This window comes from Streptomyces sp. NPDC051018 (genome assembly GCF_044456085.1).
In the GTDB taxonomy this organism is placed as follows: domain Bacteria; phylum Actinomycetota; class Actinomycetes; order Streptomycetales; family Streptomycetaceae; genus Streptomyces.
Genome location: NZ_JBITFN010000001.1, coordinates 273,376 through 294,676, shown reverse-complemented (window position 1 = coordinate 294,676; position 21,301 = coordinate 273,376). Strand labels below are relative to the sequence as shown.

At 73.5% G+C, this 21,301-nt stretch carries 15 protein-coding genes and 1 pseudogene; 8 read left to right on the top strand and 8 right to left on the bottom strand.

Going from position 1 to position 21,301, the window contains the following annotated elements; all coding sequences use genetic code 11:
* Window positions 1-281 precede the first annotated feature (281 nt).
* From ACIBCM_RS01160 to ACIBCM_RS01150, 3 genes are all read left to right on the top strand, one after another.
* Complete coding sequence (locus tag ACIBCM_RS01160; protein WP_399238794.1) at window positions 282-572, top strand: hypothetical protein; 291 nt, start codon at window positions 282-284, stop codon at window positions 570-572.
* Between the two features lie 194 nt (window positions 573-766).
* Complete coding sequence (gene yaaA / locus ACIBCM_RS01155) at window positions 767-1,567, top strand: peroxide stress protein YaaA (RefSeq protein ID WP_399238792.1); 801 nt, start codon at window positions 767-769, stop codon at window positions 1,565-1,567.
* Between the two features lie 354 nt (window positions 1,568-1,921).
* Complete coding sequence (locus ACIBCM_RS01150) at window positions 1,922-2,539, top strand: bifunctional 4-hydroxy-2-oxoglutarate aldolase/2-dehydro-3-deoxy-phosphogluconate aldolase (RefSeq protein WP_399238790.1); 618 nt, start codon at window positions 1,922-1,924, stop codon at window positions 2,537-2,539.
* A gap of 683 nt (window positions 2,540-3,222) precedes the next feature.
* On the opposite strand, the gene ACIBCM_RS01145 is transcribed toward ACIBCM_RS01150, so the two are convergent.
* Genes ACIBCM_RS01145 through ACIBCM_RS01135 form a run of 3 tightly spaced genes read right to left on the bottom strand, consistent with a single transcriptional unit; the run spans window position 3,223 to window position 6,259 of the window.
* Window positions 3,223-4,680, bottom strand: coding sequence for a bifunctional RNase H/acid phosphatase (locus ACIBCM_RS01145; protein WP_399238788.1), 1,458 nt, complete (start codon window positions 4,678-4,680; stop codon window positions 3,223-3,225).
* On the bottom strand, window positions 4,680-5,423 hold the full coding sequence (locus ACIBCM_RS01140; protein WP_399239787.1) for a zinc ribbon domain-containing protein: 744 nt from the start codon (window positions 5,421-5,423) through the stop codon (window positions 4,680-4,682). The genes ACIBCM_RS01145 and ACIBCM_RS01140 overlap by 1 nt, the downstream gene beginning before the upstream one ends.
* Entirely contained in the window at window positions 5,420-6,259 is an 840-nt protein-coding gene (locus ACIBCM_RS01135; protein ID WP_399238786.1) for a Nif3-like dinuclear metal center hexameric protein, read from the bottom strand. The genes ACIBCM_RS01140 and ACIBCM_RS01135 overlap by 4 nt, the downstream gene beginning before the upstream one ends.
* 785 nt (window positions 6,260-7,044) lie before the next feature.
* On the opposite strand from ACIBCM_RS01135, the gene ACIBCM_RS01130 reads away from it, so the two are divergent.
* The 3 genes from ACIBCM_RS01130 (at window position 7,045) to ACIBCM_RS01120 (ending at window position 11,771) form a co-directional block, all read left to right on the top strand.
* Window positions 7,045-8,550, top strand: coding sequence for a hypothetical protein (locus ACIBCM_RS01130; protein WP_399238784.1), 1,506 nt, complete (start codon window positions 7,045-7,047; stop codon window positions 8,548-8,550).
* A 1,043-nt stretch (window positions 8,551-9,593) separates the two neighbouring features.
* Window positions 9,594-10,793, top strand: a complete 1,200-nt coding sequence (locus ACIBCM_RS01125; protein ID WP_399238782.1) for an NAD(P)/FAD-dependent oxidoreductase — start codon at window positions 9,594-9,596, stop codon at window positions 10,791-10,793.
* Window positions 10,794-10,817: 24 nt separating this feature from the next.
* Window positions 10,818-11,771, top strand: a complete 954-nt coding sequence (locus ACIBCM_RS01120) for a sigma-70 family RNA polymerase sigma factor (protein ID WP_399238780.1) — start codon at window positions 10,818-10,820, stop codon at window positions 11,769-11,771.
* A gap of 249 nt (window positions 11,772-12,020) precedes the next feature.
* Here the strand turns inward: ACIBCM_RS01120 and ACIBCM_RS01115 are convergent, their stop codons facing one another.
* From ACIBCM_RS01115 to ACIBCM_RS01105, 3 genes are all read right to left on the bottom strand, one after another.
* Window positions 12,021-12,971, bottom strand: a complete 951-nt coding sequence (locus ACIBCM_RS01115) for a 3-oxoacyl-ACP reductase (RefSeq protein WP_399238778.1) — start codon at window positions 12,969-12,971, stop codon at window positions 12,021-12,023.
* Between the two features lie 619 nt (window positions 12,972-13,590).
* Window positions 13,591-14,667 carry a Zn-dependent alcohol dehydrogenase gene (locus ACIBCM_RS01110; protein WP_399238776.1) on the bottom strand — a complete coding sequence of 359 codons (1,077 nt, stop codon included), beginning with the start codon at window positions 14,665-14,667 and terminating at the stop codon, window positions 13,591-13,593.
* Window positions 14,668-14,927: 260 nt separating this feature from the next.
* Complete coding sequence (locus ACIBCM_RS01105; protein ID WP_399238774.1) at window positions 14,928-15,782, bottom strand: MaoC/PaaZ C-terminal domain-containing protein; 855 nt, start codon at window positions 15,780-15,782, stop codon at window positions 14,928-14,930.
* A gap of 712 nt (window positions 15,783-16,494) precedes the next feature.
* On the opposite strand from ACIBCM_RS01105, the gene ACIBCM_RS01100 reads away from it, so the two are divergent.
* Both ACIBCM_RS01100 and ACIBCM_RS01095 read left to right on the top strand, forming a co-directional pair.
* Entirely contained in the window at window positions 16,495-17,619 is a 1,125-nt protein-coding gene (locus tag ACIBCM_RS01100) for an ankyrin repeat domain-containing protein (protein WP_399238772.1), read from the top strand.
* Window positions 17,620-17,702: 83 nt separating this feature from the next.
* Window positions 17,703-18,149 (top strand): annotated as a pseudogene (locus tag ACIBCM_RS01095) (response regulator); the annotation flags it as partial.
* A 159-nt stretch (window positions 18,150-18,308) separates the two neighbouring features.
* Here ACIBCM_RS01095 and ACIBCM_RS01090 read toward each other — a convergent pair.
* Complete coding sequence (locus tag ACIBCM_RS01090; RefSeq protein ID WP_399239785.1) at window positions 18,309-19,808, bottom strand: MFS transporter; 1,500 nt, start codon at window positions 19,806-19,808, stop codon at window positions 18,309-18,311.
* Between the two features lie 262 nt (window positions 19,809-20,070).
* Window positions 20,071-21,273 carry a lipid-transfer protein gene (locus ACIBCM_RS01085; RefSeq protein WP_399238770.1) on the bottom strand — a complete coding sequence of 401 codons (1,203 nt, stop codon included), beginning with the start codon at window positions 21,271-21,273 and terminating at the stop codon, window positions 20,071-20,073.
* Between the last annotated feature and the right edge of the window lie 28 nt (window positions 21,274-21,301).

Sequence of the window (21,301 nt, the reverse complement as noted above, 5' to 3'; positions counted from 1 at the left end):
GCGGGCGCGCGCCGGACGGACGGCGGACGGACGGCGGACGGACGTGGGGGCGGGTGAGGTGGGGTGGGTGCGGTGGTGACGGGGGGCGGGGCCCGGGTGGCGACGGTACGCCAGGGGGGTTTACGTAGGGGGCGGGGCCGCTGCCTGGGCATTCGTACCCGGTCAAGGGGATGGGTAGGACCGTTCACCCTTGAGGGTGACTGAAAGTAAGCAAATGACTACTTACCGTTGATTCAGAGGGGTCGCAGGGCGCGGCCCCCGAGCCAACCGGAGGTATCACCATGCGACGTTTCGCCACTCTTCTCGGCACCCTCGCCGCGGCCACGATGCTGGCCGCCGCCGTCCCCCAGTCCGCCCTCGCGGCCACCGGGGACCTGGCCGTCAACGGCAAGGTGCACCATGATCCCAGCGGCTGCTACAAGAGCGATCGGTGGCCACTGACTGTCGACAACCGGACCAACGAGCCGGCTTTCATCTTCGAGGACGCCGACTGCTCAGGCGCGATCGTCCGCATCGTGCCGCCGGGCAGCTCCGCGGTCTCGGAGTTCGGTGCCAGCGTCTTCATCCGCTGACCCCGAGGGACTCCTGATCCTCCTCCAGCCGGGCGGGTCGGTGGCAGTCACCCGTCGGGCCGGGCCGCCCGCCCTCCTCCGCGGGCGGCCCGGTGCCCACCTTCGAGCACACGCCATCGAGCGCGTGACGAGGGCGTACGCTGGCGCGGGGCCGCCGCACCCCGCTTCCCGTCTACGCCGTGAGGAGAACGTCCGTGCTCGTGCTGTTGCCGCCGTCGGAGGGTAAGGCCGCCGCCGGGCGCGGGGCCCCGCTGAAGCCCGAGTCGCTCTCGCTCCCGGGCCTGGCCGAGTCCCGCGCCGCGGTGCTGGACGAGCTGATCGAACTGTGCGCCGCCGACGAGACGAAGGCGCGGGACGTCCTCGGACTCACCGACGGCCTGCGCGGCGAGATCGCGAAGAACACCGCTCTGCGCACGGCGGGCACCCGGACGGCCGGGGAGATCTATACGGGTGTGCTGTACGACGCCCTCGGGCTGGCGACGCTTGAGCCCGACGCCAGGCGGCGGGCGCGCCGGTCACTGCTGGTGTTCTCCGGGCTCTGGGGCGCCGTGCGGCCGGGTGACCGGATCCCGCCGTACCGCTGCTCGATGGGGGTGAAGCTGCCGGGCCTCGGCTCGCTCGGGACGTACTGGCGCCGGCCCATGGAGTCGGCACTGCCGGAGGCGGCGGGCAGCGGGCTCGTCCTGGACCTGCGGTCCTCGGCCTACGCGGCGGCATGGAAACCGAAGGGAGAGATCGCGGGGCGCACGGCGACGGTCCGGGTGCTGCACTCACAGCTGGTCGACGGTGTCGAGAAGCGTTCGGTGGTCAGTCACTTCAACAAGGCGACCAAGGGCCGGCTCGTACGGGACCTGCTGGTGTCGGGTGCGAAGCCGAAGGGCCCCCGTGAGCTGGTGGAGGCGCTACGGGACCTCGGGCATGTGGTGGAGGCGGAGCCTCCGGCCCGGAAAGGAAGGCCCTGGGCCCTGGACGTGATCGTCACCCAGATCCACTGAGGTGGCCGCCGGTCCATGAGGGCCGTTGGGGCGAGGGCCGATTCGGTGAGGGCCGGTCAGCTGAGAGGCCGGTCGGGCGAGGGACTGGTCCACGGTGAAGCCGGTCGAGCGAGCGGGCGGTCCGGGGGCTGGTCCACGGTGAAGCCGGTCGGGCGCGGGGCCGGCCCACCGAGGGGCGGGCGACTGAGCAACCGGTCCGAGCGAGGAGCGGTCGAGCGAGGAGCGGATCCTCCGCGGGGTACAGGAGCCTGCCGGTGGTTCATCGGCCACGGCCGGGCGGGCCTCGAACGACAGATGTTGCACCGTACGCAACGAGCGTTGCGTGCATCGTGAGGGCCCAGGCAGGATGTGCGCATGACCTCCGTGCTGGATCTCGCGCCCGTTGTCCCCGTCGTCGTGATCGAGGACGCGGCCGACGCCGTGCCGCTCGCGCGTGCCCTGGTGGCGGGCGGGCTGCCCGCGATCGAGGTGACCCTGCGCACCCCGGCGGCCCTGGAGGCGATCCGCGCGATCGCCGCCGAGGTACCGGACGCGGTGGTGGGCGCGGGCACGGTGATCGCACCGGACCATGTGGACGCGGCGGTGTCGGCAGGGGCGCGCTTCCTGGTGAGCCCCGGCTGGACCGATCGGCTGCTGGACGCGATGCGCGGTTCCGGTGTGCCCTTCCTGCCGGGGGTCTCGACGGTCTCCGAGGTGGTGGCGCTGCTGGAGCGCGGGGTGAGCGAGATGAAGTTCTTCCCCGCGCAGGCCGCCGGTGGCCCCGCGTATCTGAAGTCCCTGGCGGGACCGCTCCCCGGGGCGCGGTTCTGTCCGACGGGCGGTGTCTCGCTCTCGAACGCCCCCGACTATCTCGCCCTGCCGAACGTGGGCTGCGTCGGCGGCACCTGGATGCTGCCGGCCGATGCCATCGCGGCGAAGGACTGGGGCCGCGTCCAGTCCCTGGCGGCCCAGGCGGCGGCCCTGCGGGACTGACCGCCCGTCACCCGGGCCACCCCGCACCGGGAGTACCCGTCAGACCGTGCCGACGGCGGCGGTGGCGGTGCCGCAGACCCTGGCGGTACCCCGTCGGCCGGGAGACCGGCCGGCGGACCGACACCGCGGGGTCCCGATGGGCGAGCGGCGCCGGGGCACGACGGGCGCCCTGGCTCGCGCCCGAACCCGCGGGCGTCCGAAGGGACTTGGCCAGGCCGGCCGAGCGCCCGCGGGTGTTCGACGGGCCCGGGCGAGCACGGCCCGAGGGTGAGGAGGGCCCGAGGGTGAGGAGGGCCCATTCGCCACGGGCTCCCGTCCCACGCACGATTCGGCCGCCCCGGCCTGGGGCCGGCAGCCGCCACCGTGTGCCGGACCCGTGTGCCTGCCCCGTCGGTCTGCCCGCGCCGAAGGAGAGCGGAACGGCCGTCCCATGCCGGGCGCCCGCCGCCATGGGACGGCACGACCCGGCGTCCTCGCCGAGGACCCCCACGGCGGACATCGTGTCCCGGAGCGGCGGCGGTGGCGGCCGCCTCAGGGGCAGCGCCCCAAGATGCCGGCATCGCGCTCCGCCGGACCGGGCGGGACTGCGCCTCACGGCCAGGGCGGGCCGGGCAGCCCCGCCGCACCGGACCACCTGCTCCGGCCGGGGCGGGCGAACCCGGGCCGGGGCAGGCCGCCGGTGGTTAGGCGCGCAGGTGGGAGGTGTCGTTCAGGAGGCGTACCGAGGCGTTGCCGTCGGTGTAGTACGCCACCGCCGAGACCGAGGCCGCGGAGAGTTCCATCCGGAACACGGACTCCGGCGGGGCGCCGAGCGCCAGGCGCACCAGGGTCTTGATCGGGGTGACATGGGTGACCAGCAGGACCGTACGGCCCGCGTACCGGGCGACGAGCTTGTCGCGGGCCGCCGAGACCCTGCGGGTGACGGCCGTGAAGCTCTCGCCGCCGCCGGTGGGAGCCGCTTTCGCGGAGGTCAGCCAGGCGTTGAGGTCGTCGGGGTAGCGCTCCTGGACCTCGGCGAAGGTGAGGCCCTCCCATGCGCCGAAGTCCGTCTCGCGCAGACCGTCCTCGATACGGATGTCGAGGTTCAGCCGGGCGGCGACCGCCTCGGCGGTCTGACGGCAGCGCTTCAGAGGGGAGCTGACGATCTCCTGGACCGTGCCCCGCGCGGCCAGCGCGGCGGCGACGGCCTCGGCCTGGCGCTCTCCGGCCGGAGACAGCTCCGGATCGCTTCCGCCGCTGCCCGAGAACCGCTTCTCCGGGGTGAGGGCGGTCTCGCCGTGGCGGAGCAGTACGAAGGTGGCGGGCGCGCCCAGATCGGCGGGGGCGGCCCAGCCGACGGGGGGCGGGCCCGGCTGCGTCCGGGCGGTCGCGGCGGCCGGTTCGCCGGGCGCGGTAGCCGGTTCCCCGGGCGCGGTAGCCGGTTCCCCGGGCGCGGTGGCCGTCGCGAGCCGGGGTCCGGCCGTGGCGCCGCCGTTCCCCCGGCCGGTACCCGCCGAGCCGGCGAGGGGCGCCGGGGGTTCTTCGGACGGCGCCGCGGACCGGTCCGGGGCGGTGCCGGAGGCACCCGCGCCCCTGCCCGTACCGGAAGAGGTGCCCGTGAGAGCGGCACGGGCCCTGGCCGCACCCGCCGCCGCGTCGCCGACGACCCGGGCCGCTCCGGCGTCGCGCCCGCCTCCGGACGCGCCCCGCGCGCCCGGTCCGGCGGTGGACCCGGAGGGCTCCCACTGCCTGCCCTGACGGCCCGCGTCCATTGCCTCGTTGGCCAGCCGGTCGGCGTGCTTGTTCTTCTCGCGCGGAATCCACTCGTACGTCACCGAGGACGCGGGGAAGACCCGGGCGGCCTCCGCCGCCAGCGGCTTCATGTCCGGGTGCTTGATCTTCCAGCGGCCGGACATCTGCTCGACGACCAGCTTGGAGTCCATCCGGACATGGATCCGGGCCTCCGGGTCGATGGCGTGCGCGGCCCGCAGTCCGGCGATCAGTCCCTTGTACTCGGCGACGTTGTTCGTCGCGACACCGATGTACTCGGCGGCCTCCGCCAGGGTCTCCCCCGTGGCCGCTTCGATCACCACCGCGCCGTAGCCCGCGGGGCCGGGATTGCCCCGGGAGCCGCCGTCGGCCTCCACGACGAAACTGTTCATCAGAGGCCGGACTCGGCGGTACGGACCAGGATGCGGCGGCAGTTCTCACAGCGCAGCACCGCGTCGGACGCGGCGGCGCGCACCTCGTTGACCTCGGTGATGTTCAGCTCCAGCCGGCAGCCCTCGCAGCGGCGCTGGTACAGCCGGGCCGCGCCGACACCGCCCTGCTGGACGCGCAGCTTCTCGTAGAGCTTCAGCAGATCGGCGGGGACGGCAGCGGAGACGGACTCGCGCTCCCTGGTCGCGGCGGCGACCTGGTCGTCCAGCTCCTGGAGCGCGACATCCCGCCGGGCGGTGGCGTCGTCGGTCTTGGCCTGGACGGAGGCGACCCTGTCGGTCAGTTCGGCGACCCGCTCCTGCACGGACTCCCGGCGCTCCATCACATCGAGGACGATGTCCTCCAGATCGCCCTGGCGCTTCGCGAGGGAGACGATCTCCCGCTGGAGGTTCTCCAGGTCCTTGGGCGAGGTGATCGCGCCCGAGTCCAGGCGCTGCTGGTCGCGCACGGCGCGCTGGCGCACCTGGTCGACGTCCTGCTCCGCCTTGGTCTGCTCGCGGGCGGTGTCGCTCTCCTCCGTCTGCGCCGCGACCAGCAGGTCCCGCAGCTGGGCGAGGTCCTTGGACAGCGAGTCGATCTCGGCGTGCTCGGGCAGCGACTTCCGCTTGTGGGCGAGCTGTGACAGTCGTACGTCGAGGGCCTGGACGTCGAGAAGTCGGATCTGGTCGGCGGGCGCGGCGTTCAGTTGGGGGCTCCAGGAGAAGAGTGTCGGGATGACCAGGGATCGGTGACCGTGGACGAGACATGGACCCTGAGGTCCCAGCCGTGCCGGTCGGAAATCTCGTCGAGCTGGGCGGCCGCCAGTTCGCACCAGGGCCACTCGGTGGCCCAGTGCGCGGCGTCCAGCAGGCCGAGCGGCGACTGCTGGGTGGCCTCGGAGACCGGGTGGTGGCGCAGATCGGCGGTGAGGAAGGCATCCACTCCCGCGGCCCGTACCGCGTCGAAGAGACTGTCGCCGGAGCCGCCGCTCACGGCGACCGTACGGACGACGGCGTCCGGGTCGCCCGCGATGCGGATGCCCTGCGCGGTGGCGGGCAGCCGCTTGGCGGCCCGCTCGGCGAACAGCGCGAGCGTCTCGGGGTGGTCCAGTTCGCAGACGCGGCCGAGCCCACGGCGGCCGGACGGGTCGGTGGGGTCCGGCACCAGCGGCCGGACGACCCGGATGTCGAGCGCGCCCGCGAGGGCGTCGGAGACTCCGGGGTCGGCGGTGTCGGCGTTGGTGTGGGCGACGTGCAGGGCGATGTCGTTCTTGATCAGGGTGTGCACGACCCGGCCCTTGAAGTGACCGGCGGCGACCGTCGTCGTACCGCGGAGGTAGAGCGGGTGGTGGGTGACGATCAGCTGTGCGCCGAGTCCGACCGCCTCGTCCGCGATCTCCTGGACGGGGTCGACGGCGAACAGTACGCGGTCGACCGGCGCGTCCGGGTCGCCGCACACGGTACCGACGGCGTCCCACCCCTCGGCCCGCTCGGGTGGCCAGAGGGCGTCGAGGGCGTCGATGACTTCGGAGAGGCTGGGCACGAGTACAGGCTACCCGCGCCCCGTGTCCCGTCGTTCTGGACCGTCCACAAGCGCGGCAGCGGGGAACCGCGGGTGGGGGCCGGCCGCGGGCAGGGCCGTAGGGACGGATACGGGGAACGTCGGGGAGGAGGTACGAGGAACCGTCGTGGGAGGGAGCGAGTACGGGCGGGGCGGACGAAAACGGGGCCGTTCACGAGTGGCGGCCTCGGACCGGCGCGTGGGAAGGGGCCGGACCGCGGGTCGCCGGGGGCGCCTCGCCCGCCCGGGCGGGGCAGGGTCGCGGAGAGCCGCCGGCAGCCCGGGCCGTACCGGCTCTTCCCGGCCCTCTTCCCACCCTCGCCGCCCGAGGCCACCCGGCTTCCGGCCGCCGCCCTGGGACCCCGCACCGGGCACCGGACGAGCCCCGGCGGCCGACAAGGCCGTTCGCGGGGAGGGTGCACCTCGCGACGGGCACGGCGTGGCGGGATCGCAGTGGTGGACGGACCGTGCCGTGCTTCCGATCCGGCTCCCGGGGCCGATGGGCACCGCCATGACGCGGCAGCCGGATCGGGTCGTGAACCACGGCTCGACCGGTCGTGGGATCACCGGTCGCGGCCGGGGGAATGCCCGAACTCGGCAGGCACCGCACTGCGGCTCCCCGGTGCGTATCGGGCCCCGGTGAGCACATTTGTTCCCGATTCCTCAGGTGAATCCGGGCATCGCCACCCTTATGTGTGAAGTGGAATGGCTTGTGTTGTTCGGCAGGAAGTACGAAACCTAGCTTCGTGGCCGGAGGTGACGAGCCGATGACAGCCTGTGCCATCGAGACCACCGGGACCGTCCGGTCCCCCGAGCACGACGGTCCGGACGGGACCGGCCCGCACGTCGAAGCCGTGGCAGGCACCGGGATCGCGGAAGCCGTCGAGGCCGCCGGGGTCCTGGAGGCTGCCGAGGCCGCCGGGGTCCCGGAGGCCGCCGAGACCGGCCTGCCCCTGGAAGACACCGAGACCGACGGGGGCGCGGAAGGCGCCGAGACCTTCGGGATCGCCGGAAGCACACCGTACGGCGCCGGTGAGGAGCCCTCCGGCACCGCGGAAGGCGGCTCGGCCCCGGAGACCGGCGAGGTACCGGAGGACGGCGGGTCCCCCCTCGCCGGGGACGGCGGGGCGGCCGGAAGCGTCATGACCGCGGCCGTCGCCGTAGCGCAACCGGCCACGGTACGCCGGGGGTTCTCGGTCTCCGCCGACGGCGCGTACGCCGCCCTGCTGGCCGGGGACGGCGAGGCGCTGTTCCCCGAGCGCTGGACGCTCGACGGGCCGGAGCCCTACGCCGTACCGCTGCCGCTGGGCCGGCCCGAGGACCACGGCACCGAGGTACTGCCGCTCGCCGACGGGCGGGTCCTGATCCGCCGGCGGGCGGACGGGCGCCATCTCTTCTCGCTGCTGTATCCGACGGGCCCGGGGACGGGCGAACTTCCCCTCGGCGGCGTGGAGTCGGCGGAACTCGCGCTCCTCCCGCCCGCGCCGGACGGCGTCCGCGTGTACGCCTTGGCGCCCGGGGAGAGGTCGACGGCGATCTGGCTGGTGGCGGGAGGCGCGTTCGGCCCGGAACACGTCGCCGAGGTGCCGGGGTACTGCTCAGGCGGAGTGTGGCTGGACCGTACGGGCCGGATGCTGGCGCTGGACCGGCGGTCGGCCGGCGGCCCGGTGAAGGCGGTGGCTGTCGACCTGGAGCGCGGCGGCGAGGTGACCCCGCTCCTTCAGATCACGGAGGACAGCGACGACCGGCTGGTGCTGGCCGCGCCCGACAGCGGTCTCCTTCTGATCCGGTCGAACGCGCCGGGCCAGGACCGCCTGGGCTGGGGTGTGCTCGGCAGCAGGCGTCCGGTCCGCTTCCCCGGTTGTCTGCGGCCGCCCGGCTGCGAGGTGACCCCGTTCGCCGTCCAGCCGGGCCAGGCGCTCCTGCCCGAGAGCTGCGCGGTGGCCCTGCGGATCGACACCGGGGCGGGTGGCTCCGCCCTGGGCGTGTGGCGGCCCTCGGGACGGCGGCTGCACCGACTCGCCCCGCCCGAGGGGTGGTTCCCGGGAGCGGGCCACTGGAGCCGGGAGGGCGTTCTGCGACTGCCGTACACCACACCGGCGGTGGAGTGCGGGGTCGCGCGGGTGGACGCGGCGGAGGTGTTCCGCGACGAAGTGCCCGCAGCCGTGGCCCCCTCGGCGCAACTCCCGCCGGGAGCGGCGAAAGTGCTGGTCATGTACAAACCGATCCCGTTGCAGCAGGCACCCCTCAGGGGCCGGACGGTGCCTCGCTAAACTCTCCGGCCTGCACATAGTTCACCGATGGCCGGCGACCACGACGGGGGAACCTCCCACATGTCTCAGATACAGACCGACACACCCCGGACACGCCCGCGGGGGCAGGCGTCGACGGAGGAGCCCGACGCCGGAGGGGCGGGCAGGCACAGGGGTGGGGCGGCCAGGGACGACACTCAGGAGGAGCCGCACGGCAAGCACCGCAGGCCCGGGTCGGCGGCCTGATCCGTATCACCCCGCGCGGGCCCTCCCGGGCTTCCCGCCTCCGGTCCGCTCCCCACTCCGGGGCCGGACGCCGGAGCGCCTGAATCCGCTGACGGCCGGCCCGCCGGCGGACAGGACCGGTCCGTCATTTGGACAGGACCGGTCCGGCCCACCGCGAAGCCCGGGACGGTTCGGCGCGCAAAGGTCCCACGCAGACCGGAGCGCCGCAGACAGACAGGAGCGTCGGCGGCTGCGGACGGCCGGGCCGCGATGACGTCCTCCCTCCCGCGGTGCTCCCCCACCGCCTTCGGCGTGGGCAGTACCTCCGCGTCCGGCACCGCGCCGATCCGTCGGGGCGGACCCGGCGGGCGGGACAGCCCCGATGCGGCCGATCCGGGGTGGGCGGCGGAGGACGTGACGGCGTACGGCCCCCTTTCCGCCCGGTAACGCGGCACCGGCGGGCGCGGGTTTCGGGGCGCAGGGCGACCACGGCGCCCGCGCGGAGCGGCGCGAGCCACTCCGTACGGCGGCTGAGCGCGGCGCGGAGGAGTCCGGCCCGACCCGTGGACGGCCCGGCTCGGCCGTTCTCCGGCGGCGCCCCGGCCGACGCGTACGAAGCCGACGCGTATGAAGCCGACGCGTCCCGCGCGTCGCACGGACGCGTCCCGCCCGGCGAGCATGACGTCACCGCCGACGGTGATCGCATCAGGTCACCTCGTACGGTTCGGCCCGCACCCCCACCCCACCGCCTGTGACCCACATCACAGGGAGCTTCTGTCAGCAATCGGGGCGCTGTTCCGCTCAATCACCGGGAGCGAGCGAACAGACAGGAGCGGCACATGAAGCACCGCATCGTCATCCTCGGCGCCGGCTACGCCGGGGCCTACGTGGCCGGGAACCTGGCCCGCCGGCTGTCCCCGGCGGACACCGAGATCACCGTGGTCAACGGCGAACCGGACTTCATCCAGCGGCTGCGGCTGCATCAACTCGCCGCCGGCCGGCAGATCCGGGCTCCGAAGCTCGCCGACGTCTTCGCCGGCACGGCGATACGGCTGCGCCTGGCCCGTGTCACCGCCGTCGACCCCGAGCGCCGGGTCGTCGCCCTGGCCGACGACGAGGGCGGCGGCGAACTCGGCTACGACACACTTGTCTACGCGCTCGGCAGCCACGTCGCCGACCACGGTGTCCCCGGTGTGGCCGAGCACGCCTTCGACGTCACCGGGCGGCCCTCGGCCCTGCGTCTGCGCGAGCGCCTGGACAGCCTGGGCAGGCGGGGCGACGGCGGGAGTGTGCTGGTCGTCGGCGACGGGCTGACCGGCATCGAGACCGCCACCGAGTTCGCCGAGTCCCGGCCCGGCCTGTCGGTGACACTGATCGCCCACGGGGAGCTGGGCGCCAGGCTGTCCCCCGGAGCCCGCGGCCATCTGCGCCGGGCCTGCGAGCGGCTGGGCATCACCGTCCTGGAGCACACCACCGTCGAAACCGTCGAGGCGACACGGGTGCTGTGCGCCGACGGCACCGCCGTGGCGTCCGACGCGACCGTGTGGACCGCGGGGTTCGAGGTCAACCCCATCGCCGCCGCCGGCGGGCTGGAGGTCACCGAGAACGGCCGGATCGTCGTCGACCGCACCCTGCGGTCCCTCTCGCACCCGGAGGTGTACGCCGTCGGCGACAGCGTCCACGCGATCGGTGACAACGGCCTGCCGCTGCCGATGTCCTGCGGTTCGGCCGGCTCGACCGGCAGGCAGGCCACGGCCGCGATCGTGGGACGCCTGACCGGCCGTAAGGTCCCCCACATCAAACTGGTCTATACGTTCAACCACATCAGCCTCGGGCGGCGGGACGGAATGCTGCAGGCGGTCGACGGCGAGGCGCGGGCCAAACCGACGTACGTGGGCGGGCGGAAGGCCGCGCGGATCAAGGCGGGCATCCTCAAGATGTCGCTGTGGGCCACCTCGCACCCCACTTTCTGCATGCCCCGGCGCAAGCACCGCCTGGCCGCCGTACCGGACGGCTCCCCCGCCAAGGCCCCGGCGTAGGAACGCGACCCCAGGGTGGTCCGTGTGGACAGCACCGACACCGATCGCTTCGGCACCGGCCGGTTCGAGGCCAGCCGCAACCGGCTGGCCTCGCTGGCGTACCGGCTGCTGGGCTCCGCCGCCGACGCCGAGGACGCCGTACAGGACGCGTTCCTGCGCTGGCAGGCCGCCGACCGGCAGCGGATCAGAGCGCCGGAAGCATGGCTGACCAAAGTCGTCACCCATCTCTGCCTCGACCGGCTCCGCTCGGCACAGACCCGCCGAGAACGCACCGTCGGCGCCTGGCTGCCCGAACCGCTCCTCGACGGCGACCCGATGCTCGGCCCGGCCGACACGTTCGAGCAGCGCGAATCGGTCTCCCTGGCCGTACTGACCCTCATGGAGCGCCTGTCACCCCCCGAGCGGGCGGTCTACGTCCTGCGCGAAGCGTTCGCCTACAGCCACGCCGAGATCGCCGAACTCCTCGACCTCACCGATTCCGCGAGCCAGCAGCACCTCCACCGGGCCCGGCGCCGCATCACCGCCGCGCGCCGCGGCGGCGGCGAAGCCGACCCCGCGTCCGCCCGCAAGATCGTCGAGGAGTTCTTCGCCGCCGCCTCCTCGGGTCACACGGAACGGCTGGTGGCACTGCTCACCGACGACGCGACCGCGATCTCCGACGGCGCCGGCCTGACCGCGACGCTGCTGCGGTACGACACTCCGCGGCGCATCGCCGCCATCGCCCGCGCCGGCTTCAAGCCCACACCCGCGAAACGGCGTTTCGCCGGCGGCACACCCGCCGTGTACTACGCGCTCGTCAACGGCGGCCCCGCCGTCCTCTTCGTGGTCGGCGACCAGGTCATCGGTGCCGTGACCTTCGACATCGCCGACGGAAGGATCGCGACCGTGCGCGGCATCGCCGCCCCCACGCGCCTCGCCCGCCTCGTCGAGGTCTGGCAGCGGCACCAACCGGCCACACCGCTCGTCACCCGGTGGTGAACCGGCGGGCGGGAACCGCGGCCGGGCGCGGCACCGGCCCGCCATCGGCACCGGCCCGCCATCGGCGCCAGCCTGCCGCCGGCGCCGGGAAGAGGCCGGAGCCGAGTGGGCCGGGCTCCCGTCCGGTGCCGTGGGCAGTAACCCGGCACCCGGCCCCGGGCCGAGGCCCCGGCCCCTCCCGGCGGACCGCCTGAGGCCCGGCGACGTCCCCGCGGCCATCCCGGTGCCGTGGGACGGCGCGCTCGGGGCTCAGCCCTTCTTCAGGGTCAGCACCTCCGCCGCCGCGAAGGTCTCGCCGGGCGGGCGGGAGGCGTAGTGGGGGGTCAGCAGCGCGTCCAGTTCGTCGTAGCCGAAGGACTCCTTGGCGGTGTCGAACGTGGCGGACACCCTGGGGCGTTCGACGATCGCCACCATGCCGCCGTGGACGACGAACAACTGCCCGTTCACCCCGCCCGCGGCGGGCGAGGCGAGGTATCCCACCAGCGGGGACACATGCTCGGGCGCCAGCGGGTCGAGCGAGCCCGCCTCCGGCTCCTGGAAGCCCGCGAAGACGTCCTCCGTCATACGCGTACGGGCCCGGGGGCAGATCACGTTCGCCGTGACACCGTACTTGGCGAGGGCGAGCGCCGTGGAGGTCGTCAGGCCCACGATGCCGCCCTTCGCCGCCGAGTAGTTCGGCTGGCCCGCCGAGCCCGCGAGGAACGCCTCCGAGGAGGTGTTCACGATCCGGCCGTAGACCGGGCCTCCGGCCGCCTTGGAGCGCTCCCGCCAGTGCACGGACGCGAAGTGGGTCGTATTGAAGTGCCCCTTGAGATGGACGCGGATCACCGAGTCCCACTCGCTCTCGCTCATGGAGAAGATCATCCGGTCGCGGAGGATGCCCGCGTTGTTGACGAGGATGTCGAGCCGCCCGTGGGCGGAGACGGCGAGGCCGATCAGTTCACGGGCCCGTTCGAAGTCGGAGACGTCGCCGTGGTGTGCGACGGCCGAGCCCCCGGCCGCGCGGATCTCCTCGGCGACCTCTTCAGCGGGAGTCGCCGAGGACTCGCCCGTGCCGTCGCGGCCCGGCTGTCCGTAGTCGTTGACAACGACGCTCGCACCGAGGCGGGCCAGTTCGAGCGCCTCCGCGCGCCCGAGGCCGCGGCCCGCTCCCGTGACGATCGCGGACAGTCCGTCGAGCGGCAGATTCGGCAGTGACATCGGGTTCCTTTCACCTTGCCGGGCAGGGAGTCCGGCGGCCTGGCGCACGGTCGGACGACCGGACGGAAGGGTCTGTCGCCCGGCCCGGGGCCCGGCGCGGGGTTGTCGCGTCCGGCGGGAGCCGGGCGGCTCGGTGGGAGTCCCGGGACTCCCACCGCAGGACCGGTTCCACGGGTCCGGGCGGTCCCGGGTGCCCGGAGCGGTCCCGGGGTCCCGGACGGACGGCGTATGTACGGCGGGCGCCCCCGGTCCTGGTTCCCGTACTCCCGGGGCCCGGGGCCCGGGGCCCGGGAGTACGGGCGTCAAGCGGCCCGGGCCGGTTCCCGGACGGTCGGTCCCGTTACCAGATGCCCCGGCCGGACGGACCGGGCCTCCCGGTCACCGGCCCCGGTACCGGCGCGGTGGTCCGTACCGCAGCTCCGGGCCCGACGGCCGGGCGCCGGTCCCATGAACCGACGGCCCGTGACGGCAGATCACCGGCCCGGGGACGGGACCCACGGCTCCGGCACCGGACCACGACGGGCACCACACCGGGACCGGCACCGCACACCGCGACCAGCACCGGCACCGGCTTCGGCACCGCCCGTACGCGGACCCGGACCCGGACCCGGAACAGGGCTCAGATCTCGATGCAGGTGCGCAGGGCCTCCCCCGTCCGCATCTGGTCCAGCGCGTCGTTGACCCGCGCGAGCGGCACCCGGTGGGTGATCAGGCCCTCCAGGTCGATACGGCCCGCGCGCCAGAGCGCGATGGCCCGCTCGTAGGAGGCGAGCACGTCCCCGCCTCCGTACATCGACGGCAGGATCCGCTTCTCGTCGAAGAACAGCTCGAACATGTTGAACTGGAGGAAGTCGTCCATCGCGCCCGCGCCCACGATGCAGAGGGTGCCACCGCGCCGCGTCGCCTCGTACGCGGTCCGCGCCGTGGCGGACTTGCCGACGACCTCGAAGACGTAGTCGAAGCCCTCGCCGCCGGTGACACGCTGTTTGGCGTCGCCCAGTTCCTCGGGCGAGACGGCTTCGGTCGCGCCGAAACGGAGCGCGGACTCACGCCGGGAGGCGACCGGGTCGACCGCGACGACCTGGGCGGCGCCCTTGAGCCGGGCGCCCTGGACGGCGGAGATCCCGACGCCGCCGCAGCCGATCACGGCGACCGACGAACCGGCCGCGACATCGGCGGTGTTGACGGCCGCGCCGAGTCCGGTGGTCACTCCGCAGCCGATCAGGGCGGCGATGTCGTACGGAACGTCGTCGGGGATCGGCACGGCGCACGCGGCGTCGACGACGACCTCCTCGGCGAAGGTGCCGGTACCGGCGAAGCCGAAGACATCACCGGCGGGGCGCCGGAAGTTGGGGGTGCCGGCGTTCATGAAGCCGGCGAGGCACAGATGGGTCTGGCCGCGCCGGCAGGACGGACACTCACCGCAGGACGGCAGCCAGCACAGCAGCACCCGGTCCCCCGGCTTCACCCGGGTCACACCGTCGCCCACGTCGAGGATCTCCCCCGCGCCCTCGTGGCCCGGGACGAAGGGCACGGGCTGGGGCAGTACCCCGCTCATCGCGGAGACGTCGGAGTGGCACAGACCCGTGGCCCGGATCCGGATCCTGACCTTCCCCGGGCCGAAGCCCACGGCCTCCACATCGTCGAGGACTTCGAGTTTGTCCTGCCCGGTCTCGTGCAGTACGGCTGCGCGCACGGTGCGGCTCCTCTTCGTTGGACTGTCGGTACGTCGGACTGCCCCTGGCTGCCGGCTGCTGCCCGCACACCCGTCCGTGGTCGCCGTCCGGTCGTGGTGTAGGCCGGGCGCGCGGGGCCGGAGCGGTGTACGGGCCCCTTCCCGTACGGTCGCCCCTCGTACGGTCGAAGCCTTCGTACGGCGGAACGCCCCGTACGGCCGGACGCGCTGTACGGGCGGATGCTCCCCTACGGACGAACGCGCCGTTCGGACGAACGCTGTCAGGCATGCTCGACGACGGTGTCCGCGAGCACGGGCGCGTCGTCCCTCTCAGCCGCGGTGACGGCGACCTGGACGCGGCCGTCACCGGCCCACATCCGGATGCGCAGGGTCTCGCCGGGGAAGACGATCCCGGCGAAGCGCGTGGTGTACGAGCGGACCCGGGCGACCTCCCCGCCGAGCAGGGTGTCGACGACCGCCTTGAGCGTCATTCCGTACGAGCAGAGGCCGTGCAGGATGGGCCGGTCGAATCCGGCGAGCGCGGCGAACCCGGGGTCCGCGTGCAGGGGGTTGAGGTCGCCGGAGAGCCGGTAGAGCAGGGCCTGGTCCTCGCGGACCGGTTTCTCCACGGTCTTGTCGGGGTCACGGTCGGGAAGTCCGGTGCGGACGGAGGGTCCCCGGTCGCCGCCGAAGCCGCCCTCGCCCCGGACGAAGATCTGGGACTCGTTCGTCCACAGCGGGCCGTCGGGGTCGGACGCCTCGGTGCGCAGGACCAGGACGGCTGCCTTCCCCTTGTCGTAGGCGCCCACGACCCGGGTGGCCGACACGGCGGTCCCGACGGGCGGGATGGGCCGGTGCAGCCGTACGGTCTGACCGCCGTGGAGCACGGAGGTGAGGTCGATGTCGAGGCCGGGGCCGGTGAGGCCGCCCGCGATGCCTTTGCCCGCTCCGGCGACGGTCGCGAAGCTGGGCAGCACATGGAGCCGCGACTCGAAGGTGTAGCGCAGTTCGTCGGGATCGGTGGCGGGGACGCCCGCGCCGAGGCCGAGATGGTAGAGCTGGACGTCCTTGTGGTCCCAGCTGATCTCGGCGCTGCGGGGTTCGGCGGCGAGGGCCCTCTCGGGATCAATGGGCATGACGATGCTGCTCCTTGCTGCTCCGGCGGACGGTCGTGCTGTCGTGCGCTCGTGCTGTGGAAGACCTCGGCGCGGCCGTCCGCACCGTCGGCCGCACCGAGGTCGTACGGGACCGGCTCCGGCGCCCGTTCTAGAACGCGTTCTAGGGCCGGTTGGCCTATGTATAACGCAGGCCCCAACACTTGGGAAGAGAGCTGACGTCGTGTCAGAAATTGGCATGACGACCAGTCAGAAGCAGAGGAGGGTGAGGCGGGGGATCGTGGGCACTGTTCAGTGGCTCCCGGCGGGCCCGGCCGGAGCCGGACGTGCGGAACCCCGCGAATCCTCCGGCCCCGCGACCCGCCGGCTCCGGACGGTCAGGACCCGCCGGGAGGTCCCGGGCGCCCGGGAGCCGGGGAACATCCATGCCGGATCGTGCGCCCAGCCGATCTCGGGCCTGGGTGGGCGGCCGACGGAGCGACGACGCCGGAGCTGTCTGAAGCCGTCCCACGGACGATCCCCTATCATCTGCGGCAACTCCGCGCGTGCGGATCAACCTCCACCCGCCGGTGACGGCATCGCGGCCCTGACCACCGCCCCCAGCGGTGCCCGCCGCCGAGAACGGCCCCGTTCAGCCGGATCCGGCTCAAGCCTGCGCTCCCGGCCCGGGACCGCAGAGAGTCCGGGCAAGCCCCGGTGAGGAATCCGGGCAAGCCCGGGAAGGAAAGAACCCGTGAACGACACGACACCCGAGCGTTCCGCCCCCGCCGCGTCACCGGGGCGATCGGCCGGGGGGCTGCACCCCGAAGTACTGCGCCAACTGGAGCGCCTACGAGGCACCGTGCCTGAAGACTTCGCACCACGGTGCCTGCGAGGCACCGTGCCACGGGACGGGTGGACGGTCACGACCCCCGTGGGCGACCGGCAGGTCCCGGCCGGGATTCAGGCCCTGCTGTCGATCGACTGGCCCGAGGCTCACGTCCTCCTCGACGAGGACGACAGCGGACCGATCGAGTTCCCGATGCTGCTCGAAATCGAGAACGAGGAAGGGCCAGGCGGGCGGGCGTGGCTCTTCATAGGCATGACGAGCACCCAGTTCTACTGGCTGATCGATCTCGATGAGGCCGGAACGGGCGACCCGCCCGTCTACGAGATCGACCACGACTGGATGGACGAGGACGGGATCCCCGAACCGGATCCCCTGTCGAGCATGCTCGCGACCCTGGAGGCCGTGCCACCGCCGTCCCCGGAGGACCTCTTCCCGCGAGCCTGCGCGCTCGGAGACCTCGCCGCCGTCCGGGAAGCCCTGGCCGGCGAACCGACGCTCGGCCCGCTCGACGACTCGGGGCTCACCCCTATGCACCTGGCCGTCATCGGCCGTTCCCCCACCGTCGTACGAGCCCTGGCCGAAGCCGGCGCCGCCCCGAGCGCGGCACTCCACGAGACCTGCGAGATTCCCTGGAAATACCGCCACCCTCAACGGCACTGTGACAGTTTCCGCGAACTGAGCGCCGGCACCACACCCCTGCATCTGGCTCTCAACCACAACCTGCACGTCATCCCCGGACCCGACATCGCGCCCGACGTCGTCGAGGCCCTCCTCGCCGTGGGAGCCGACCCCAACGCGGCCGATGAGGACGGCCGCACACCGCTCCACGACGCGGCCGCCTCCTACTACCCGAACGCGCTCAAAGCCTTGCGGCTTCTCGTGGAAGCCGGCGGCGACCCCGACGCGCGTCCGGACGACCCAACGCACCAGGGCCTGCGGCTCACCTCACATACGCCCCTGACCCTTGCCCGGGAACTCGGCCGCACCGAAGCAGCCGAGCTGCTGAGCAACGCGAAACGGACGCCGTAGCAGCGCACGCGGGTCCCGGTGGACTCGCCGTGCCCGGGCCGCGTTTCCGCTGCTTCGGCGGGGCTCGGCCATAACCTGACCCCATGGAAGAGATGCCCCGGGATCACCGCCCGGCCACTTCGGTACGGGTTCTTCTGGCGGAGGGACCGGCCGTGACGCGGGGCGCGCTGGCGCTGCTGCTCGGGATGGAACCGGACATCGAGGTCGTCGCCCAGGTGGACCGGGGGGACGAGATCGTACGGACGGCACTGGAGCGGCGGCCCGATGTCGCCCTGCTGGACACCGAGTTGCCCGGGTGCAGCGGGCTGGAAGCCGCCACCCTGCTGCGGGAGGAGGTACCGGACTGCCGGGTCGTGATCATGGCCACGTCCGGGCCGCCCGGATATCTGCTGCGGGCGTTGGAGGCGGGGGCGACGGGGCTGCTCGTCAAGGACGGCCCCGTCGAGGACCTCGCCCGGTCGATCCGGCGGGTGACCACCGGGGAGACCGTGGTGGATCCGGCCCTCACCGCCGCCGCCGGACCGGGCGGCGGGGGCGGCCCGGCGCTCTGACCGCACGCCGGGCCCGCCGTACCGCCCCTTCCGAGGCCCAGCCGCCCGCCCGGCGTCCGCGATCGGCCGGGCCGCCTCTCACACCCGTACGAAGGCGGTACGTACGCCCTCCTCCGGCCCCCTCGAACGCCCCCGCTGCTACTGCTCCGCCGTCCGGCGTGGCAGCCAGAACAGCATCAGCACCGCACCGATCAGGAGCGCCCCCGCACCGCAGCGGAACGAGAGGGCGTATCCCGCCGCGAGGTCCGCCGGGGCGGAGCCGCCGGCCGTACGGGACGCCGCGACCGTGGAGAGGACGGCGAGGCCGAGGGCGCCGCCCATCGTGCGTGAGGTGTTGATCAGGCCCGAGACCAGTCCCGCGTCCTCCGGTTCCGCGCCCGTGGTGGCGAGGGCGGCGAGCGGGGTGGCGGCGAGCCCGATACCCAGCATCATCAGCACGCCGGGGCCGAGGATGGTGGTCGGATAGCTGCCGTCGGCCGTCATCATCGACTGCCAGCCGAAGCCGGTCGCGCCGGTCAGCGCGCCGATGACGGCGGTGGTCGTGGCTCCGGCCCGTGCCATCAGACGGGGCGCGAGTGTGGAGCCGAGGACGACGCTCACCGAGCTGGGGATCAGCGCCAGACCCGCCTTCAGAGGCGAGTACCCGAGCACGTTCTGCGCGTAGACCGTCATAAAGAACCACATGGAGAAGGAGGCCGACCCGATCACCATCATGGTGACGTTGGCCGCGGTGACCGCCCGGGAGCGGAACACCTTCAGGGGCATCAGCGGAACCGGCGTCCTCGCCTCGACCGCCACGAACGCCCCCAGCACCACCAGCCCGCCGAGCAGCGGCAGCAGCGTCGCGGGGGCGGTCCAGCCGGACGCCTCCGTCTGGACGATGCCGTACGCGACGGCCGCGAGCCCGGCGGTGACGAGCATCGCGCCCGGCAGATCCAGCCGCCGGCCCGTGCCGCCCCGGCTCTCGGTGAGCCAGAACGCGGCGCCCAGCAGCACCAGCGCGCCGACCGGCACATTGATCAGCAGCACCCAGCGCCAGGACAGCAGATCGGTGAGGACTCCGCCGACGAGTCCCCCGGCCGCACCGCCCGCCGCGCCCACCGCCGACCAGGTCCCGATCGCCCGGGTGCGCGCGGCGCCCGGCGCCACGGCGGAGGTCACGATGGTGAGGGTCGCCGGGGCGAGCACCGCCGCGCCCAGCCCCTGTACCGTGCGTGCCGCGAGGAGCTGCCAGCCCTCCTGGGCCAGCCCGCCCGCGAGGGACGCGGCCGTGAACAGCCCCAGTCCCACCAGGAAGGTCCGCTTCCGGCCGAAGATGTCCGCCGCCCGCCCGCCGAGCAGCATGAACCCGGCGAACGCGATCGCGTAGGTGTTCAGCACCCACTGGAGCCCATGGGTGGAGAGCCCGAGGTCGGCGCGCATCGACGGCAGGGCGACATTGACCACGGACACATCGAGGACGACGAGGAACTGCCCCGCGCAGGCGGCCAGCAGCACCAGCCAGGTACGCGGGGGCCGTCCCGCGCGCTCGGCCGTCCCGGTCCGCCGGGCCTCCGCGTCCAGGGCTGAGTCTCTGTTGTCTTCGTTCGTTTCCGTGTCTGCTTCTGGGTCTGTGGGAGCGTGGGCCATGACCGTGATGGTCTCAGCCGCCCCGGGCTCGGCACATCGGTATATCGGTGTACGAGACAGGGCCCGGAGTCGTAGGCCGCTTCGTCTCCCCGGCGAGGCGTACACCACCCACCGGCCCCCGACGGTCCCGGCGGCGGCCCGTGCCGCGAGCGACGGCCGGGGCGCCGCCGATCCGTACAAGGGCGCCGGTCCGCACAGGGCAGGCGGAGGCGCCTGCACCCTGCACCTGCACCCGCCCGGACCCCGTGCCCGCCCCCGCCCCGGGAGGCCGTCAGTCCCTGCGCAGCACCGTGACGACCGCCGCCCCGCCGAGACCGATGTTGTGGGCGAGGCCCACCCGCGCGTCCGTCACCTGGCGTTCGCCCGCCTCACCGCGCAGCTGCCAGACCAGCTCGGCCGCCTGGGCAAGACCGGTCGCGCCCAGCGGATGGCCCTTGGAGATCAGCCCGCCGGACGGATTGACCACCCACCGCCCGCCGTAGGTCGTCGCACCGCTCTCCACCAGCTTCCCCGACTCGCCGTCCGCGCACAGGCCGAGCGCCTCGTAGGTCAGCAGCTCGTTCACGGAGAAGCAGTCGTGCAGCTCGATCACATCGACGTCCTCGATACCGAGCCCCGAGATCTCGTACGCCCGGCGCGCGGCGGCCCGCGACATCGGCCGGCCGACGACGTCGATACAGGAGCCGGAGGCGAAGGACTCCTCCGTGTCGGTCGTCATGACCTGGGCGGCGATCTCCACGGCCCGCTCGCGGAGCCCGTGCTCCTCGGCGAACCGCTCGGAGACGACGACGGCGGCGGCCGATCCGTCCGAGGTCGGGGAGCACTGGAGCTTGGTCAGCGGCCGGTGGACGGTCCGGGCGGCGAGGATCTCGTCGACGGAGTACACATCCCGGAACTGGGCGAGCGGATTGTTCGCCGAGTGCCGGTGGTTCTTGGCGGCGACGGCGGCGAGCTGCGCCTCGGTGGTGCCGTAGCGGTCCATGTGCTCACGGGCGGCGTTCCCGAAGATCTGCGCGGTCGGCGGGGTCATCTCGAAGCCGTGGGCCGCCGCCATCACCCCGTAGTGCCGGGCGACGGGCGAGGCTGCGAAGTCCGCGCCGCCCTCCCCGCCCGCATCGGCCCCGCCCAGCGAACCCCTCTTCATCTTCTCGAAGCCGAGCGCGAGCACACAGTCGCTGACACCGCCCTCCACGAACTGACGGGCCATCATCAGGGCGGTCGAGCCGGTGGCGCAGTTGTTGTTGACGTTGTAGACGGGCACCCCGGTCAGCCCCAGTCCGTAGACCGCGCGCTGTCCGGCCGTCGAGGGCTGGAAGCAGTAGCCGACGGTGACCTGCTGGACGTCCCCGTAGGCGATCCCGGCATCGGCGAGCGCGCGGGAACCCGCCTCCTCGGCGAGGTCCCAGTACTGCCGGTCCCGGGACTCGGGCTTCTCGAACGCCGTCATTCCGACGCCGACGACATAGCTCTTCACGGCTGGTTCTCCTTGGGTCGGTCGGTCC